17 protein-coding genes and 2 tRNA genes are annotated in these 16,513 nt (G+C 64.2%); 11 read left to right on the top strand and 8 right to left on the bottom strand.

The window, feature by feature from the left end; genetic code table 11:
* Positions 1 to 173: 173 nt before the first annotated feature.
* Genes U0S50_RS12885 through aroA form a run of 3 tightly spaced genes read right to left on the bottom strand, consistent with a single transcriptional unit; the run spans position 174 to position 2,718 of the window.
* The gene (locus U0S50_RS12885; protein WP_322309163.1) at positions 174 to 803 is read right to left on the bottom strand and encodes a (d)CMP kinase; all 630 of its coding nucleotides are present in this window, start codon (positions 801 to 803) and stop codon (positions 174 to 176) included.
* 17 nt (positions 804 to 820) lie between these two features.
* Positions 821 to 1,381, bottom strand: a complete 561-nt coding sequence (locus tag U0S50_RS12880) for a hypothetical protein (protein WP_322309162.1) — start codon at positions 1,379 to 1,381, stop codon at positions 821 to 823.
* Positions 1,378 to 2,718 carry a 3-phosphoshikimate 1-carboxyvinyltransferase gene (aroA, locus tag U0S50_RS12875; RefSeq protein WP_322309161.1) on the bottom strand — a complete coding sequence of 447 codons (1,341 nt, stop codon included), beginning with the start codon at positions 2,716 to 2,718 and terminating at the stop codon, positions 1,378 to 1,380. Before aroA ends, U0S50_RS12880 begins: the two co-directional genes overlap by 4 nt.
* Positions 2,719 to 2,843: 125 nt before the next feature.
* Here aroA and U0S50_RS12870 point away from each other — a divergent pair, with 125 nt between their 5' ends.
* Together U0S50_RS12870 and U0S50_RS12865 are read left to right on the top strand one after the other, a co-directional pair.
* Complete coding sequence (locus U0S50_RS12870; RefSeq protein WP_322309160.1) at positions 2,844 to 3,164, top strand: FYDLN acid domain-containing protein; 321 nt, start codon at positions 2,844 to 2,846, stop codon at positions 3,162 to 3,164.
* 123 nt (positions 3,165 to 3,287) lie between these two features.
* A tRNA-Ala gene (locus tag U0S50_RS12865) sits at positions 3,288 to 3,363 on the top strand.
* A gap of 112 nt (positions 3,364 to 3,475) precedes the next feature.
* Here U0S50_RS12865 and U0S50_RS12860 read toward each other — a convergent pair.
* The gene (locus tag U0S50_RS12860; RefSeq protein WP_322309159.1) at positions 3,476 to 3,922 is read right to left on the bottom strand and encodes an Rrf2 family transcriptional regulator; all 447 of its coding nucleotides are present in this window, start codon (positions 3,920 to 3,922) and stop codon (positions 3,476 to 3,478) included.
* Between the two features lie 152 nt (positions 3,923 to 4,074).
* Between U0S50_RS12860 and U0S50_RS12855 the strand changes: the two genes are divergently transcribed.
* From U0S50_RS12855 to U0S50_RS12845, 3 genes are all read left to right on the top strand, one after another.
* Entirely contained in the window at positions 4,075 to 4,638 is a 564-nt protein-coding gene (locus U0S50_RS12855; RefSeq protein ID WP_322309158.1) for a hypothetical protein, read from the top strand.
* A gap of 67 nt (positions 4,639 to 4,705) precedes the next feature.
* Entirely contained in the window at positions 4,706 to 5,347 is a 642-nt protein-coding gene (locus tag U0S50_RS12850; RefSeq protein ID WP_322309157.1) for a hypothetical protein, read from the top strand.
* Between the two features lie 82 nt (positions 5,348 to 5,429).
* Positions 5,430 to 6,029 carry an HD domain-containing protein gene (locus U0S50_RS12845; protein ID WP_322309156.1) on the top strand — a complete coding sequence of 200 codons (600 nt, stop codon included), beginning with the start codon at positions 5,430 to 5,432 and terminating at the stop codon, positions 6,027 to 6,029.
* A gap of 76 nt (positions 6,030 to 6,105) precedes the next feature.
* Here U0S50_RS12845 and U0S50_RS12840 read toward each other — a convergent pair whose 3' ends face one another.
* Both U0S50_RS12840 and U0S50_RS12835 read right to left on the bottom strand, forming a co-directional pair.
* The gene (locus U0S50_RS12840; RefSeq protein WP_322309155.1) at positions 6,106 to 6,909 is read right to left on the bottom strand and encodes an enoyl-CoA hydratase-related protein; all 804 of its coding nucleotides are present in this window, start codon (positions 6,907 to 6,909) and stop codon (positions 6,106 to 6,108) included.
* 139 nt (positions 6,910 to 7,048) lie between these two features.
* Entirely contained in the window at positions 7,049 to 7,612 is a 564-nt protein-coding gene (locus U0S50_RS12835) for a hypothetical protein (protein ID WP_322309154.1), read from the bottom strand.
* Between the two features lie 264 nt (positions 7,613 to 7,876).
* On the opposite strand from U0S50_RS12835, the gene U0S50_RS12830 reads away from it, so the two are divergent.
* The 5 genes from U0S50_RS12830 to U0S50_RS12810 all read left to right on the top strand — a co-directional run bounded on the left by U0S50_RS12830 (position 7,877) and on the right by U0S50_RS12810 (position 14,078).
* Positions 7,877 to 9,964 (top strand): TonB-dependent siderophore receptor, encoded by a 2,088-nt coding sequence (locus U0S50_RS12830; RefSeq protein ID WP_322309153.1) that lies wholly within the window; start codon positions 7,877 to 7,879, stop codon positions 9,962 to 9,964.
* Entirely contained in the window at positions 9,964 to 10,545 is a 582-nt protein-coding gene (locus U0S50_RS12825) for a hypothetical protein (RefSeq protein WP_322309152.1), read from the top strand. The genes U0S50_RS12830 and U0S50_RS12825 overlap by 1 nt, the downstream gene beginning before the upstream one ends.
* Positions 10,542 to 11,894, top strand: coding sequence for a PepSY-associated TM helix domain-containing protein (locus U0S50_RS12820; protein ID WP_322309151.1), 1,353 nt, complete (start codon positions 10,542 to 10,544; stop codon positions 11,892 to 11,894). Before U0S50_RS12825 ends, U0S50_RS12820 begins: the two co-directional genes overlap by 4 nt.
* A gap of 46 nt (positions 11,895 to 11,940) precedes the next feature.
* Complete coding sequence (locus U0S50_RS12815; RefSeq protein ID WP_322309150.1) at positions 11,941 to 13,536, top strand: peptide chain release factor 3; 1,596 nt, start codon at positions 11,941 to 11,943, stop codon at positions 13,534 to 13,536.
* An 80-nt stretch (positions 13,537 to 13,616) separates the two neighbouring features.
* Entirely contained in the window at positions 13,617 to 14,078 is a 462-nt protein-coding gene (locus U0S50_RS12810) for a hypothetical protein (RefSeq protein ID WP_322309149.1), read from the top strand.
* On the opposite strand, the gene dinB is transcribed toward U0S50_RS12810, so the two are convergent.
* The gene (dinB, locus tag U0S50_RS12805) at positions 14,071 to 15,207 is read right to left on the bottom strand and encodes a DNA polymerase IV (protein ID WP_322309148.1); all 1,137 of its coding nucleotides are present in this window, start codon (positions 15,205 to 15,207) and stop codon (positions 14,071 to 14,073) included. The two genes, U0S50_RS12810 and dinB, sit on opposite strands and share 8 nt — an antisense overlap.
* A 102-nt stretch (positions 15,208 to 15,309) precedes the next feature.
* Here dinB and U0S50_RS12800 point away from each other — a divergent pair.
* Positions 15,310 to 15,383, top strand: a tRNA-Gly gene (locus U0S50_RS12800).
* 94 nt (positions 15,384 to 15,477) lie between these two features.
* Here U0S50_RS12800 and U0S50_RS12795 read toward each other — a convergent pair.
* Entirely contained in the window at positions 15,478 to 16,509 is a 1,032-nt protein-coding gene (locus U0S50_RS12795; protein WP_322309147.1) for an ABC transporter ATP-binding protein, read from the bottom strand.
* Positions 16,510 to 16,513: the final 4 nt, after the last annotated feature.

The raw sequence follows: 16,513 nt of genomic DNA, 5'->3' as shown, positions 1-16,513 counted from the left end.
CGCGGCACCGGCAAGGCACGGGCAACGCAAAAGGGGCGCAACGGGGTATTTCCGTCACGCCCGACGCCCGATATCGGGCGGCGGATTGTCCATGCCTCGACCGGCGAAAACGCCCATCGGACGGCGCGCCTATAGGCGTTGGCCAGCCCCCGAGCAAGGAAAAAGGCCGAATTCTAGCGCTCGCGCTCGCGCTGCTGGTCGACGAAGGCGATCGCGGCAGCGACAGCGGCGTCGCGGTCCATCATGCTGGTGTCGAGCAGCAGGGCATCGGCCGCCCGGACCAGTGGCGCATCCGCGCGTCCGGTATCGCGGGCATCGCGGGCGCGAATGTCGGCCAGCACGACATCGAAGCCGACCTCGACCCCGCGCGACAGCAATTCGGCATGGCGCCGCCGCGCGCGCTCGTCGGCGGAGGCGGTAACGAACAGCTTTGCGTCCGCATGGGGGGCAATGACCGTCCCGATATCCCGCCCGTCGAGTATGGCACCGCCGGGCTGGTTCGCGAAATCGACCTGGCGTTGGAAAAGGGCGGCGCGCACCTCCGGATGGACCGAAACCCGGCTTGCGAGGCCGCCGGTGGTTTCATAGCGCAGCGCCGGGTCGTCCAGCAGGGTGTCGGGAAAGGCGCAGGCAGCCAGGGCATCGGCGGCCTTGTCGGCATCGCCGTGGTTGAGCTGGGTCTGATATCCGACCGCGCGATAGAGAAGGCCGGTGTCGAGCACAGGCAATCCGAAATGCGACCCCAGCGCCTTGGCGATGGTGCCTTTGCCCGAAGCGGTCGGGCCGTCGACGGCGATGATCATCGGCTTCGCTCCTCGCCTCAGATGAACTGATAGCCGTCGAAGCGGATTTTCGTCAGCCGGTCATCGGCATCGAAACCGATCTGAACCCACCCGTCGCCGACCGTTGCGGCGCATTCCTGAACGCCGACGTTGCCGGACACATTCTTTCCGTCGCATTCGACCTGCATGCGCGGGTCGAAGGCGCGGACGCGGTCGATGACATCGGCTTTCATGCGGGCGTTGCCGATGCCGAGCGCCGAAATTGCCCGTCCTTCGAATTCCGATGCGACGACGAACTTGATGACCAGCAATTTCGGCGTGTCCGACGAATCGCTCCAGAAGAAGTGTCGCACGCCTTCCGCATCGCGCCACTCGCATTCGTCCATTTCCAGGCAATCATTTTCCGTGATCATCTGGAGGCCAGCTTTGACGTCGGCCAGGCGGCTGTTGATCGCCAGGGGCGAAAAGCTGCTGTCGACCCGATCCTGAAGGGTGGCGGGCGCGGCCGGCGTCGCCGACACGGCGGTCGGGGCGGAAGCGGCGCAGGCGCCCGTTGCGATCATGGCCAGGGCCGCGACCGGCAGGTGGAGCATCTTCATGGGGTCAACTCCGTCAAAAGGGTTTCGAAATTGGGAAAGCTGGTTCCGACCGGCGTCATGTCGTCGATCGTCACGGCGTCCTTGCTGACGAGGCCCGCGATCGCGAAACTCATGCAGATGCGATGATCGAGATGGCCCGCGACGGTCGCCCCGCCGGGAAGCGGTGCGCCGCCGGTGCCGTCGATGATCATCCCGTCCTCGGTCTCGGTGACGCGGGCGCCGATCGCCTGAAGCCCCGTCGCCATCACCGCTATGCGGTCGCTTTCCTTGACGCGCAGTTCGTCAAGGCCCGTCATCACCGTGCGCCCTTCGGCCAACGCGGCCGCGATGAAGAGGATAGGGAATTCGTCGATCATGCTGGGTGCGACGGCCGGGTCGACGTCGATTCCCGACAGGCTGCTGTGCCGGACGCGCAGGTCCGCGACCGGTTCGCCGCCGACGTCGCGGGCGTCGACCAGTTCGATGTCGCCCCCCATCGCGCGCAAAACCTCGACCAGGCCGGCGCGGGTCGGGTTCAGGCCGACGTTGGCGATCGTCACGTCCGACCCCGGAACCAAGAGCGCCGCGACAATGAAGAAGGCGGCCGACGACGGATCGCCGGGCACTTCTATCGTCTGCGGCTTCAGTTCGGCCTCGCCGCGAATGCGGATATGGCGGGCGCCGTCCGCGTCGATCTCGACCGAGAGGTCGGCGCCGAAGCCGCGCAACATGCGTTCGCTATGGTCGCGCGTCGCGACGGGTTCGATCACCTCGGTGATGCCCGGCGTGTTGAGCCCGGCGAGCAGCACCGCGCTTTTCACCTGTGCCGACGCCATCGGCAGGCGATAGGAGAGGGGGATGGCCGGGGCCATGCCGCGCACCATCAGCGGCAGTGTCTGGGTCCCGTTGGCGCCGGGCGATGCCGAAATGTCGGCGCCCATCTGGGACAGGGGATCGATGACCCGGCCCATCGGGCGGCCCGACAGGCTGGCGTCGCCGATAAAGGTGGCGGTGATCGGGTGGCTGGCGACCAGCCCCATCAGCAGGCGGGTCGAGGTCCCGCTGTTGCCCATGTCGAGCGCCGCTTGCGGCTGGAGCAGGCCGCCGACGCCGACGCCGTCGATGCGCCATTCGCCCGATGCGCCCCGTTCGATGTGGGCGCCCATTGCGCGCATGGCGGCGGCGGTGGCGAGCACATCATGCCCTTCGAGCAGGCCGGTCACGCGGCTGGTTCCGACGGCCAGCGCCGAGAACATCAGCGCGCGGTGCGAGATGCTCTTGTCGCCGGGAATGGCAATCTGCCCCCTGAGCGGCGGTGAGGCGGAAAAGCTGCGCGGCGTGGCGATCGGGTCTATCATGGCGTGCGGCTTTTGACAGCGGCCCGACAATCTGGCAAGGCGCACGCCGATTTGACGGATAGCTATTCAGGCGCCGTTGTTTTTCCGATATTTCCATCCTGTTTCCAGAGGGATACGAGGCATATATGGTAAAGGCTGAATGGGGCGCGAAGCGCAGCTGCCCGAAATGCGCCACCCGATTCTATGATTTGACCAAGGATGATCCGGTTACCTGCATCAATTGCGGCTATGCCTGGATCCCGGAATCGGTGCTGAAATCGAAGCAGCCGATCCCGTTTGAGGAAGTCGAAAAGCCGGGCAAGGTCAAGGAAGAGACGGCCGACGACGATCTGGATCTGGACGTCGACGTCGACGAGGACAATGATTCGCCGGATAATGACGTCGACCTTGGCGGTGACGACGATCTGGGCGTCGCGACCGGCGACGACGACGAAGACGAAAGCTGAGTTTTCGGGCGAGGGGACAAAAAAGCATCGCTGGATGCATTTGCCCCCTTGCATCGGACGCCCGCACTGGTAAAGGCGGCGTCCCGATCGCATCACCCAGACGCGATCGTTCGGAAATGGCACGGGGCCTTAGCTCAGCTGGGAGAGCGCTACAATGGCATTGTAGAGGTCAGCGGTTCGATCCCGCTAGGCTCCACCATTCCCCGAAAAAGGCCCCGCGCATCGCGCCGGGGCCTTTTTTCTTGCCGGAGTCCTGTCGGGGCAGCTGGGTTGGGGAGGGTCACGGCCACGCCGGGCCGGTATTCGCGCGATCAGTGGGCGGTGGGTTCGTTCTCGAACACCGCTTCCATGCGGATCGGATCGGCCAATGTGATGCGGTCGAGGATCGCCGCGGTATCGTCGCGTACCTTCAGCATCAGGCTGCGCATACGGCATTCGGTCTCGGGCAGGCAGTTTTTGCAATGCTCGTGCGCGTTGCGGCTGGCGCACGGAACGAGCGCCAGCGAACCGCGCGTCAACCGGACAAGATCGCCATAGCTGATATCGATGGGTGGCAGTGCGAGCTGATATCCGCCGTCCCGTCCGCGCTGTGAAATCAGCAATCCCTCGCGCGCCATTTCGGACAGGATCACGGTCAGGAATTTGGGAGGGATATTCTGTGCGTCCGCGATGTCCGCCAGCTGCACCTGCCCCTTGCCCCAATGGTCGGCAAGATGCTGGAAGGCGCGGATCGTGTAGCGGGTCTTTTGCGAAAGCATGGCGGCGCTTAGTGAGCCATATTGCCGCTTAATTCAACCTGTCAGGATGAGATTTCCGAAGGTGTTGCTGAAAATCACGGCGGGTGGCATGATCGACCGATAAAACAGGTCGCGAAACAGGCCCTATGCGGCGCGACGAAGGTGAAGAAGACATGCGCAAAATTTGGAGTGTTCCCGCGGCGTTGGCGGTTTCCCTGCTGGCGGTTGCTCCGGCGGGTGCACAGTTCGGCAGTTTGTTGCGGAAGGTCACAAGTCCGACTCCGGCGCCTAGCCCGAGTGAAAAGGATAATGGTGGCTGTCCGAAGGGCAAATCGGGCAGCAGCGTGGGACGCGACATTCTGGGCGGCGTCATTCGCGATGCCGTCGGTGACGCCGCCAGCAAGGCGGGCGTCTATAGCTATGTTCCGATTGCCGAGGTGAGCGGGACGTTGACCGACGCCATTGCCTGCCGTCTCGACCCCGCGGAGCAGGTGCAGGCCGCCGCCGCAACCGAAGAGGTCACGCGCGGCGAAGAGGTCGGCGCGACCGCAAGCTGGACAAGCGGAACCCGCGAAGGGGTCAGCGGGTCGTCGACCATCGCATCGATCGACGATGGCGGCCGAGGCCGCAAATGCATGAACGTCACCGACGTCATCATCGTCGAAGGCGAGGAAACAATGGTGTCGAAGCGCATGTGCAAGCGGCCGGGCGAGGCGCGCTATGTCATCGCAGCCTAAGTTCAGGCGCCTTTACCGATCGCTGGGCGCGGTTGCTGCCGCCAGCGCCCTGATGGGGGCCGCGCCGATGGATTCCGCGAATCCGACCTGCCCGGCCTCGCCCGGCTGGTCCGCGAACCCGGTGATGAAGCTGACCGTGCGTGACGTTGGCGGGCGAAAGATATTGGCGGGCGAGGGGCGCGTCGATTCCGGTTTGCCGGATCGTTTGAAGGCCGTGCTCGCCGCCAATTCCGACATTGAGGAGGTGTGGCTGAGTTCGCCCGGGGGCGATGCGCGGGCCGGAAATGCCGCCGGGCGGATCATCCGGCAGAATCCGGGCATATTGACCCGCATCCCCAAGGGGTGGACCTGTTTCAGCGCGTGCAATTTCATTTTCATGGGCGGTCAACTTCGCGTCGTTGAACCCGGCGGGATTTTCATGGTCCATATGTTCACGCGCACAGGCGATCGCGGGACGATCGACATGAGCGTCGCAATGGGGACCGATGCGACGACCGAGCTGATCGGGGAAATCGAACAGGATGCGGCGTTGCTGGCGAGCGAAGACAATGATTTCCTGATCCGCATGGGCGTGTCGCGCAAGCTGTTGACCGACATCATGTATCAGCAAAAGGCGGTGGCCGGTCAGGGCGCCGACAAATCGACCCGCCGCTGTCTGACACAGGCCGAGGTGCTGCAATATAATGTCGCCAACGCGACCGGGGACTGAAGATACCCGCCCCGGCGGCTGGCGCCAGCGTTGCAAAGTGCAACTGATTGCGTAAACTGGTGGGCACAAGGGAGAGCTCATCATGAACGACATGTCGCATCCGCGTGCCCGTTTTCGCGCGATGGCCGAAGGAACGCAGCAGGACTGGGACATTATTTCGGCCGAGCAGAAGCGGTTCGCACCCGATAATGGTGCCCGCATTCTGGCGCATCTGAAATTGTTGGCGGGCGATTATGGGGGCTTTCCGATCGACCGGCTGACGCATTGCCTGCAAACGGCAACCCGCGCCCATCGCGACGGACGCGACGAGGAATATGTCGTGATGGCCCTGCTGCACGATATCGGCGACACGCTGGGCGCATTCAATCATCCGGACATCGCCGCCGCGATCCTGAAGCCATTTCTGTCGGAGGAGAATCACTGGATCGTGCAGCATCACGGGATTTTCCAGGGGCATTATTTCTTTCACTATGTCGGCCTGGACCGCGACATGCGCGACCAGTTCCGGGGCCACCCCTATTTCCAGGCGTGCGCTGATTTTTGCGAGAAATATGATCAGCCCGCGTTCGACCCGGACTATGACACGCTGCCGCTCGAATTTTTCGAACCCATGGTGATGCGCCTTTGCGGAAAGCCGCGGCAGAGCATCTACAAGCGGCGGGCGGTAGAGGCCGCCGAATAAAAAATGCCCCGGCACATTGGCCGGGGCAGTTCCCTAGGTAACTTGTTTCGGCGCATCGGCGCCGGGAAGCCGCGGCCTAATTGCCCTTGAACGCGGCCTTGCGTTTCTGGACGAAGGCCATGACGCCTTCGACGGCATCGCTGCTGTTGCCGGCAACATACTGGCCCTTTGCTTCCGCGTCGAGCGTGTCGGAATAGCTTTGCGACAAACCGTCGCGCAAAATCTTGCGCATCGTGCCCAGCGCGACCGTCGGGCCGTTTGCAAGGCGGGTCGCGAGTGCGCGCGCCTCGTCCATCAGGTCGGCGTCATCGACACATTTATAGATCATGCCCCAGTCGGCGGCCTGATTGGCGCCGATCTTTTCGCCCAGCATCATCATCTGCAGCGCGCGAGGGACGCCGACGAGGCGCGGCAACAGCCACGAAGAGCCGCCGTCGGGAACCAGTCCGATGTTGACGAAGGCCTGCAGGAAATAGGCACTTTGTCCCGCAATCGTGAAGTCGCCCGACAGGGCAAAGCTGCACCCGACGCCGGCAGCCGGCCCGTTGACCGCGGTCACGACCGGAATGTCGAGGTTGGCAAGCGCCAGCAGCATCGGATTATAGTGCGCGCGCAATGCCTTGCGGCTGTTCGCGCCGCCACCGATGGCCGACCCCGTGCGATCGCCGGCCAGATCGGCCCCCGAACAAAATCCGCGCCCTTCCCCGGTGATCAGCAATGCCCGTGCGCCGGCCACGCCCAGCCAGTCGAGCGCCGCGCGGATGTCGTCGGCCATGGCCGGCGGCATCGAGTTCAACCGGTCCGGCCGATTCAGCGTGATCGTCGCGACATTGTCGGCGACGCCGAACTTGATGGTGTCGAAACTGGGCAGGTCGGTCATGGGGAAGAATCCTCTCGTCGCTGGGGCAGGCCTTTACCTTTACGTTCACGTAAAGTTGTGGACGATTTGCGATGCTAGCGCAAGGGGGAAGGGGCGCCCCTGCGGGGTGCTCTTTACTGGGTGGGCATTGCCAGGGCGGCTATTGGGTGTCGACGACGCGGCGGAAGCGTATCCGGCCGTCGTTCCGGTCGAGGACGAAACCGTCTCCCTGTTGCCGAAGGCAGGCGGTGCCGTCGTAACGGACAATCCCCATGTCATTCGGGGTCAAGCGGACATGCAATCTGCCCCCGTCGCTATCGGCGAGTTCGAAACGGGGGGCGGTGACATTGTAGATCGGTTCCTGCACTTCGATCCAGCGCGGAACCCGTTGGTCATCGTCGGGCATCGTCCAGCCGTCGGATTGCGTATAGCCCGTGATCGGATCGCCTTCATCGAAGCCGATGACGAAATCGATGCCCGCGATTCCCGATCCGTTCGGCCAGCTCGCGAAAATCGTGGGAATGGCATCGTCGACCTTTACCGGGTCGATCCGGGTAAAGGCGGGCGGGACGGGGGCGGGTTCGGTGAACAGGCAAATCTGGTCGCCGCGCCGTTCCCACCGGCCCTCCGCGCGTTCATCCAGCGCACCGGCGATCAGGACATAGGCGAAGCGCCCGTCGTCGCGGATCAGCAGTCCACCGCCGATGTCCGGGCTGCCGGTCACGCGATATTCGCCAAGCATAACATTCGGTTGCGCAGGGGCGCTCGGTCCAGTTGCGAGTGAAAGCAGGGCGAGGAAGGCTGGGATTTGCATCGTGCCAGCATGCGGCATCGCTTGCCGATGCGCCAGCCCGAACTGCCGTTTCCCCAAAAAAGCGCGCGGCGTCGATCAAAGATTGGTGAAATGTTGATAATGATAGTGACTCTCATTATTGGTTTCGCGAATCGCGGGGGAGGGGCCGCCGCGAGCCATTGAAAAGGGGAAGACATGAGATTTGCGAAGCTCGCGCTGTTGGGAGCCACGGCACTCGGCGTATCGCCCGCTTTTGCCGCCGAAGAGGCGGCCGACGAGGGAGGCGCCATTGTCGTCACAGGCGAGCGGCCCTTCAGTGGGGCGGGCACGAAGACCGACACGCCGACCGTCGAAACGCCGCAGCCGATTACCGTCGTCACCGACGATGTCTATCTGGCGCAGGGGGCAATTTCGGTGGCCGACACGCTTCGCTATGTCGCCGGGGTGCAGGCCAATAGTTTTGGCGAGGATTCGCGCGTCGACGGAGGTTTCATCCGCGGCATCAGCGCTTTGCAATTCCGCGACGGCATGCGCGACCTGTTCAGCTATTATGCCAGCATCCGGTCCGACCCCTATAATTTTTCCCAGATCGAAGTCGTGCGCGGCCCCGCATCGGTGCTGTATGGTTCAGGATCGATTGGCGGCCTGATCAACAGCGTGTCAAAGCGCCCCGAGTTTGCGCCTCGCGGCGAGATCGCGCTGCGGTACGGCGCATACGACCGAAAGGAAGTGCTGGCGGACATAATGGGGACGGTCGTTGACGGGCTCGCCGGGCGCATTGTGGCGCGGGTACGCGACGCCGATACGCAGACCGACCATGTGCCGGACGACCGCGTGATGGTCGCCCCGTCGTTGCTCTGGCAGCCGGGCCCGGATACCAGCGTGACGCTGCTCGGCCTGTATCAGGAGGATGACGGCGGATCGACGGTGCAGTTCCTGCCGCTTGTCGGCACACTATATGACAATCCCAACGGGAAACTGCCCAACAGTACTTTCGTGGGCAAGCCGGGCTGGGACCGGTACGACGGGCGCTTGCTGCAGGGCAGCGCGGTCGTCGAACACCGTTTTGGCGAAGCGGTCGGGATCAGCCTGAAGGCGCGCTACATCGACAGCGACGTCACCTATTTCACCCATTATCCGAACAGCTACAGCAATCCGGCCAATCCGTTCCTTGACGCGGGCGCGCGCATCATCGGCAATTATGCGAGCGGCAGCCTTGCCCGGATGAATGTCTTTTCGACCGACAATAATGTCCGGGTCGATTTCAACACCGGCCCGGGAATAGAACATGTGCTGCTTGTCGGTGCGGACTATAGCTGGAACCGGGTGCGCAAACGCGGCGGTCTCGCTCTGGAACGGATCGACCTGTATGATATCGATTATGATGCGTTGTCGGACTTTGGCGGCGGGTTGCCGACGGCCGATCATCCGGGCTTCATTCGCGCCTCTTTCGAGGACAGCCGCCAGCGTCAGCTCGGCTTTTATCTTCAGGACCAGATCCGCTTTTATGACCGGGTATCGCTGGTGTTGGGCGTGCGCCGCGATCATGTCCGTACCCGCGCGGCGGGCCGCGCAGCGGAAAAGGCCAATGCAACCAGCTTTCGTGCCGGGATCATCGGCGAACTGGTAAAGGGGGTATCGCCCTTTTTCAGCTATACCGAGAGTTTCGAGCCGATTTCGGGAATCGCCAGCAATGGCAATCCCTTTGTCCCGAAACGCGGCCGTCAGTTTGAGGCGGGGATCAAATTCCATCCCGACGATGCGACGCTGATCACCGCGACCGCCTATCATATCCGCGAGAGCAACCGCCCGGTGGATGATCCCTCCACCCCCGATCCGCGCGATCAGATGCAGGCTGGGTTGCTGACGTCAAAGGGTTTCGAGATCGAGGCAAGCCGAAGCCTGCCGGGCAATTTCGATATCGTTGCCAACTATAGCTATAATCAGGCGCGGGTGTCGGGCAGCGCGTTTCAACTCGACAATGTACCCCAGCACAACGCCTCGCTGTGGGGCACCAAAAGCATTGCGCTTGGCGACGACGCGATGCTGCGGATCGGTGCGGGCGTGCGCCATTCGGGCGCCAATTATTCACGCGGCGTCGTTCGCACGCCCGCGAACACTTTGGTCGATGCCCTGGCAGAGCTTGCCTGGCGCCAGTGGCGTTTCTCGATCAACGCGACGAACCTGTTCGACCGTAAATATTATGCCGCTTGCCTGGCGCGCGGCGACTGTTTCATCGGATCCGAACGCAATGTGTTCGGCACGTTGACCTACAGCTTCTGATGGACAGCGGGGCGATGACGGTGGCGGCGGGCGCCGCGGCGGCGACGGGCGGAATATTGCTGCTCCGCACCGCTTGGGGAGGCGAGCGGCGCGATGCCCATGCGAACGGCCGGGCCTGGGCCGTGCTGGCGCTAGGGGTGTTGCTGGCAGCGGCAGGACATGGCGCCTGGGGCGTAGCCATGGCATCGCTGGCGGCGATGGCGGCGGCGACGGCCTGCCTTGGCCGAGCGGCCTATACCGCCGCGCCTGGGCGTGGCGGTGCATCGCAGCGGCGCGCCCATATGATGCCGCAAGGGCGCGAGCCCTGGCATCTCGGGCGCCGGACGCTGACCTTCCTGTTCACCGTTCCCTTGGGCTTGATCGCCGCCTTGCTGGCCGGGCTCGCGCTGCGGGCGGCGGCGGGAATGGCCGGTTGGCACGACGCCGACGGCAATGTGCTGGCCCTGATGGCGGTGCCGGTGATCTGGGCCATATTGTCGACCATCCTGCTGATCGAACCAAGCCGGGCGCGCCAGTCGCTCTGGCTTGCGGCCCCCGCGCTGGCCGGCGGCGTGGCGATCATATCGGGAGGGAATATATGAGCGTTGCCGTCGACAAGGACGTCGTCAAACGCGCGCTGTCGGCGCACGCGGCGGTGGGGCTGCTCGCCGGGGCGCTGCTCTATCTGATCAGCCTTACCGGCACGCTGCTGGTCTTTTACGATGAGTGGCAGCGCATCGAACAGCCGAATGCGCCCGAAATGATCCACGCCGACCCCGACGCCGCCGCGCGCGCGGCGGCATCGATCCTCGCGCGCGAGGATGCTTCGGGTATCAAGCCCACGACGCATCTTTACCTCCATCTGCCGACCAGCGACCTGCCGCGGACCACCGTTATCACCGATACACAGGCCTGGCATGTCGATGGTGCGGGGCGACTGACGGTGCCCGAGGAGAATGGCTGGTCCGATTTCCTGCTGCATCTTCATTACCGTCTGCACCTGCCTTCGACACTCGGCATCACGATCGTCGGCGGGCTGGGCGTCATGATGGTCGGCCTGATTATGTCGGGGGTGCTGGCCCACCCGCGCATCTTTCGCGATGCCTTTCGCCTGCGCGCCCGCAGCCGGGGCGGCGTCGGCCTTGCCGACTGGCACAACCGGCTGGGGGTGTGGACCTTGCCCTTCACCCTGGCGATTGCCGTTACCGGTGCCGCGATCGGGTTGGGATCGGTGGTGAGCTTTGGCCTCGCCGAGGGCTTTTACAAGGGCAAGGTCGAAGATGTTTATACGCCGATCTTTGGCCGGGATGCCGTCACGGACGAGGCCGCCGCGCCCTTGCCCGACATCGCCGCGGCGCTGCGCACGATGAAAGCGCGTTTTCCGGACGTTGCGGCCTATTATGTCATTGTCCACGATCCGCGGACGAAGGGGCAGATGGTGCAGATCATCGCCGAACATCCCCGGCGCCTGATCTATGGCGACAATTATTATTTCGACGATCGGGGGCGCTTTACCGGGTCGTCGGGGCTGTCCGACGGCAAGCTGGGCCAACAGATTGCGGCGTCCAACTACAAGCTCCACTTCGGCAATTACGGTGGTCTGACGGTCAAGATTGCCTATGCGTTGCTGGGCCTTGCGCTGTGCGTGATGACCGCGACGGGCCTGTCGATCTGGATCGGCAAGCGCGAGCGGCGCGGATTGCATCAGCCGCGGCTGCGCGGCGCATGGGATGGCGTTGTGTGGGGAACGCCCGTCATATTGGCGCTTTGCTTCGTGACGCGGATTGTGATGGGGAACGCGGCGCCGCTGGTGGCGATCTTTTGGGTCGGCCTGGCGTTCCTGCTGGCCGGTGCGATCGCGGCGGCACCCCATTGGCCGGTGAAGCGGTTCCTTGCGCGCATGGCGTTCGCCGGCGGCGCGGCGGCATTGATCGCGGGGCTGGCCGCCTGAGCCAGCCCCTTTCCACAAGCGGCGCGTCCTGCTAGGCGCCCGCGCCATGTCCAGCACTCGCCCCGACCGCCGCACCTTCGCCATCATCTCGCACCCCGACGCGGGTAAGACGACGTTGACCGAGAAACTGCTCGTCGCGGGCGGCGCCATCCATATGGCGGGCGAGGTCAAGGCGCGCGGGCAAGCCCGGCGCGCGCGCTCCGACTGGATGAAGATCGAACAACAGCGCGGCATTTCGGTGACGTCGTCGGTGATGACCTTCGAACATGCGGGGCTCGTCTTCAATCTGCTCGACACGCCGGGGCACGAAGATTTCAGCGAGGATACCTATCGCACGCTCACCGCGGTCGACAGTGCGGTCATGGTCATCGACGCGGCGAAGGGGATCGAGCCGCAGACGCTGAAATTGTTCGAGGTGTGTCGCCTGCGTTCGGTGCCGATCATCACCTTCATCAACAAGGTCGATCGGGAAGGGCAGGCGCCTTTCGAACTTCTGGACGAAGTGGCCGACCGCCTGGCGCTCGACGTTTGCCCGATGAACTGGCCAGTGGGCATGGGAGGGCAGTTCGAAGGGATTTACGATCTGGTCGACCCTGCGATCATGCGCCCGGGCGGCGATGCTTCGCGTATGTACGAAGGCGCGCGGACCGCGGTGAGCGGTCTTGAAGACCCGCAACTGGCGGCGGAAATCTCGCCCGACGGGCTGGCGTTGCTCAAGGAAGAAACCGAGCTGGCTTCGGCCTGCTATGCGCCCTTCGATGCGGCGGCCTATCGGAACGGCGACCTGACGCCCGTTTATTTCGGATCGGCGCTGAAGGAGTTCGGGATCGCGGACTTGCTCGCGGCCCTCGCTGCGCACGCGCCGGGACCGCAGCCGCAGCCCGCCGAACCCGCGCCGGTGCAGCCCGATGACAATGCCGTCACCGGCTTCGTCTTCAAGGTGCAGGCCAATATGAACCCCGCGCACCGCGACCGCATCGCCTTCATGCGCCTGTGTTCGGGCAAGTTCGAGCGCGGAATGCGGCTGACCCAGGGCGGAACGGGCAAGGCGATCGCGATCAGCCGCCCGATGCTGTTCCTGGCGCAGGATCGCGAAATGGCCGAAGAGGCGTGGCCCGGCGATATCATCGGCATTCCCAATCACGGTACGCTGCGCGTCGGCGACACGCTGTCCGAACGCAGCGACATCACGATCACCGGCCTGCCGAACTTTGCTCCCGAAATTCTGCGCCGCGTCGCGCTCGTCGATCCGACCAAGACCAAGCAACTCCGTAAGGCGCTCGACGACATGGCCGAAGAGGGGATCATCCAGGTCTTTTACCCGGAAATCGGCGCGAACATGATTGTCGGCGTCGTCGGGCAGCTCCAGCTCGACGTGCTGATCAGCCGGCTCGAGGCCGAATATAAGGTCGAGGCAAAGCTGGAAGCCAGCCCGTGGGACACCGCACGATGGATCGCAAGCGAGGACGCGGCGGCGCTGAAGCAGTTTCAGGCGGATAATCGCGGCGCCGCCGCGACCGACCGCGACGGGGCGCCGGTGTTCATGGCGAAGGATGCGTGGGAGGTCGGCTATGTCACCCAGCGCAACCCATCGATTCGCTTCACCGCGACGAAGGAACGCATATTCGCCCCCGCAGGGTAAGGGGGCTGCGCCCCGCAGCTTGATCCCAAGCCGCAAGTCCGTCACCATGCCGCCCGTTGGGCCAAAATGGGGAGGGGGCGATGCGTCCTTTGATCGCGGCATTCATCGCCCTTGCCGTCGGGCAGCCGGCGATGGCGCAGTCGTCGGTGGAACTGCCGATCGCGCCGGGCTTCTGGACCAACGACACCGAACGGTGCGGCAACGTCCACCACGGCTATGTCTTTGACGGCAAGCGATGGGGCGCGCTATATTATTATGGGCCCGGCGGATCGATGGGCCCCTCGGCCGAACTGGAGCCGATTACCCGATCGCGCAAGGTCGAAGGCGGCTTTACCGATATGCAGTTCGGCGGCGTTGATGGCGCCGGCTATTTCCGTATCAAGTCGGTTGGGCCGGACCGGGCGCTCTATCGGGTAGGGGCGCCGTTTCGCGACGAAATTCAGGTCAGCGACGAAGCGTTGATCCGGTGCGGTTACGCCGCGCTGTCGCCACGAATGCAGGCCGCGATCCGGCGCTTTGCACCGACGCTCGCCGTCAAATGAGGCTGAGCAGGTCGGCGGGCGCAGAGGTGCCGCTGCCGCCATCGTCCTTGGCCTCGCTTTCGCCTTCGAACTTGCTCAGCGTAATGCCGAGAAGGCGAATGCCGCGTTCGGTCGGCAGCAGGGGCGCCAGGATCGCTTCGCCCGCGGCGAGCAGGGCGGCGCCATCGATGATGGGGAAGGGGACCGACTTTGCCCGGGTGATCGTCCGGAAATCGTCGTAGCGCAGTTTCAGCGTCACTGTCCGCCCGCGCGCGCCCTTTTTCGCGGCGCGGTCCCACACCACGGCACAGACATGGGCAAGTGCCTCGCGGATTTCGGTGTCGGTCATCAGGTCGTTGAAAAAGGTCCGCTCGCCGCCCAGCGATTTGAGCGGCCGGTCCGATTTGACGCGGCGGTGGTCGATCCCACGCGCCAGATTATGGAGCCATTCAGCGCTGTTACCGAAATGGCGGATCAGCCAGTCCATATCCTTCGCGGCCAGGTCGGCTCCCGAATAGACGCCAAGCCCTTCCATCTTGGCCGCCGTGACGGGGCCGATGCCGTGAAAGCGACGGATCGACAGCGCCTGGACAAAGGCGGCGCCTCGTCCCGGCGGAATGACGGTCATGCCATCGGGTTTGTTCTGGTCCGATGCCAGCTTGGCGATGAACTTGTTGTAGGACACGCCCGCCGACGCGGTGAGCCCGGTTTCGGCGCGGATGCGTTCGCGAATTCGCCGCGCGGTCGCGGTGGCGCTGCCGAGCTCCGCCTTGTCCTGGGTGACGTCGAGATAGGCCTCGTCGAGCGACAGCGGTTCGACCTCATCGGCATAGTCGCTGAATATGGCGCGAATCTGATGTGAGATATCGCGATAAACGTCAAAGCGGTGCGGCACGAAAATCAGGTCGGGGCATTGCCGTTTCGCGGTGATGCTGGGCATGGCGGAACGCACGCCGAACTTGCGGGCTTCATAGGATGCGGCCGCAACCACCCCGCGCCGCGACGAACCGCCCACCGCGACGGGCTTGCCACGCAACGCCGGATTGTCGCGCTGTTCGACCGATGCGTAAAAGGCATCCATGTCGACATGGATGATCTTGCGGACCGGCGCATCGCAGCCCACGGCAGCCTGATCGTCTCCGTCCTTCACGCGGGACCGTCTATCATGTTGCTCGAATGTTCTCAATGCCGGTGCCACGCAGGCGCTTGACGAACGCCGATCAAAATGGCAATCGCCCCCGACCTTGGAGACGCGGGTATAGCATAGTGGTAATGCTCTAGCCTTCCAAGCTAGCTAGGCGGGTTCGATTCCCGCTACCCGCTCCAACAGAAGCATACCTGCCGATGCAGGCGGCTTCGAAACTTTTTCAGCCATTATCCTGAATATTGCTGCATGGCTCGCCATCATTGTCGGCGGCCTTCATGCGTGGGGCAGGGGAAGGATCGCGATGTCGGTGGCGTCGATTGCCAGTGAGGCGGTTTTGCCGGGCGGCGGGGGGGCTGCGGTGCGCAGGGTCAGTTGGGTGTCGCCGACGACAAGATCGATCAGCCAGCCGTTTCCGATACAGCGTCCGGACAGGATTTCCGCCGCCGCGCCTTCGGCCGCGAAATACAGTTTTTCGGGGCGCACGGCGAGTTCGGCGGGACCGTCGGGGTGGCCGGGGGCCGGTACCGGACCCAATGGCGTCTGTGCGGTGCCGTCGCTGATCGTGGCTGGAACGACGATGGCGTCGCCGAGCAGGCGCGCGGCGGCGACCGACACCGGCCGCGCGTAACAATCGTTCGGCGCGCCGCTTTGCAGGATGCGTCCGTCCGACATCAGGATCAGATCGTCGGCGATCATCATCGCTTCTTCGGGATCGTGGGTGACGATCAGTACCGTCGCGCCCGCATCGCGCAGATCCGCAAGCAGCGAGCGGCGAACATCGTTGCGCAGCTGTCCATCGAGCCCCGAAAAAGGCTCGTCGAGCAGCAGCAGCGACGGTTCGCGCGCCAGGGCGCGGGCGATGGCAACGCGTTGCTGCTCGCCGCCCGACAGTGTATGCGGCCAGGCGCGTGCCAGATGAGCGATATAAAAGCGGTCAAGCAGCGTAGCGACACGCTCGCATCGTACCTCTGCCGACATGCCGGCGAGCCCAAAGCCGATGTTGTCGGATACGTTGAGATGCGGAAAAAGGGCGTTATCCTGAAAGACGAGGCCGACGCCGCGATCTTCGGGAGCGACCGTCCGATCGGGGCTGGACAGCGGCGCACCATGTACGCGGATTTCGCCCGCGTTCACCGGTTCCAGCCCCGCAATCATGCGCAGCAGCGTGCTTTTCCCACACCCCGATGGCCCGAGCAGGCAGGCGATGCGACCCGGCATCAGGGCGAAACTGGCGCCTTCGACGGTGGTTCGCGCGCCATGGACGCGCGTGACCTGAAGCAACTCGAGGATCGGGGGTATCGCCACGGCG

It is taken from the genome of Sphingopyxis sp. (assembly GCF_034380315.1).
Classification (GTDB): domain Bacteria; phylum Pseudomonadota; class Alphaproteobacteria; order Sphingomonadales; family Sphingomonadaceae; genus Sphingopyxis.
This window is presented reverse-complemented; position numbering and strand designations above follow the sequence as displayed.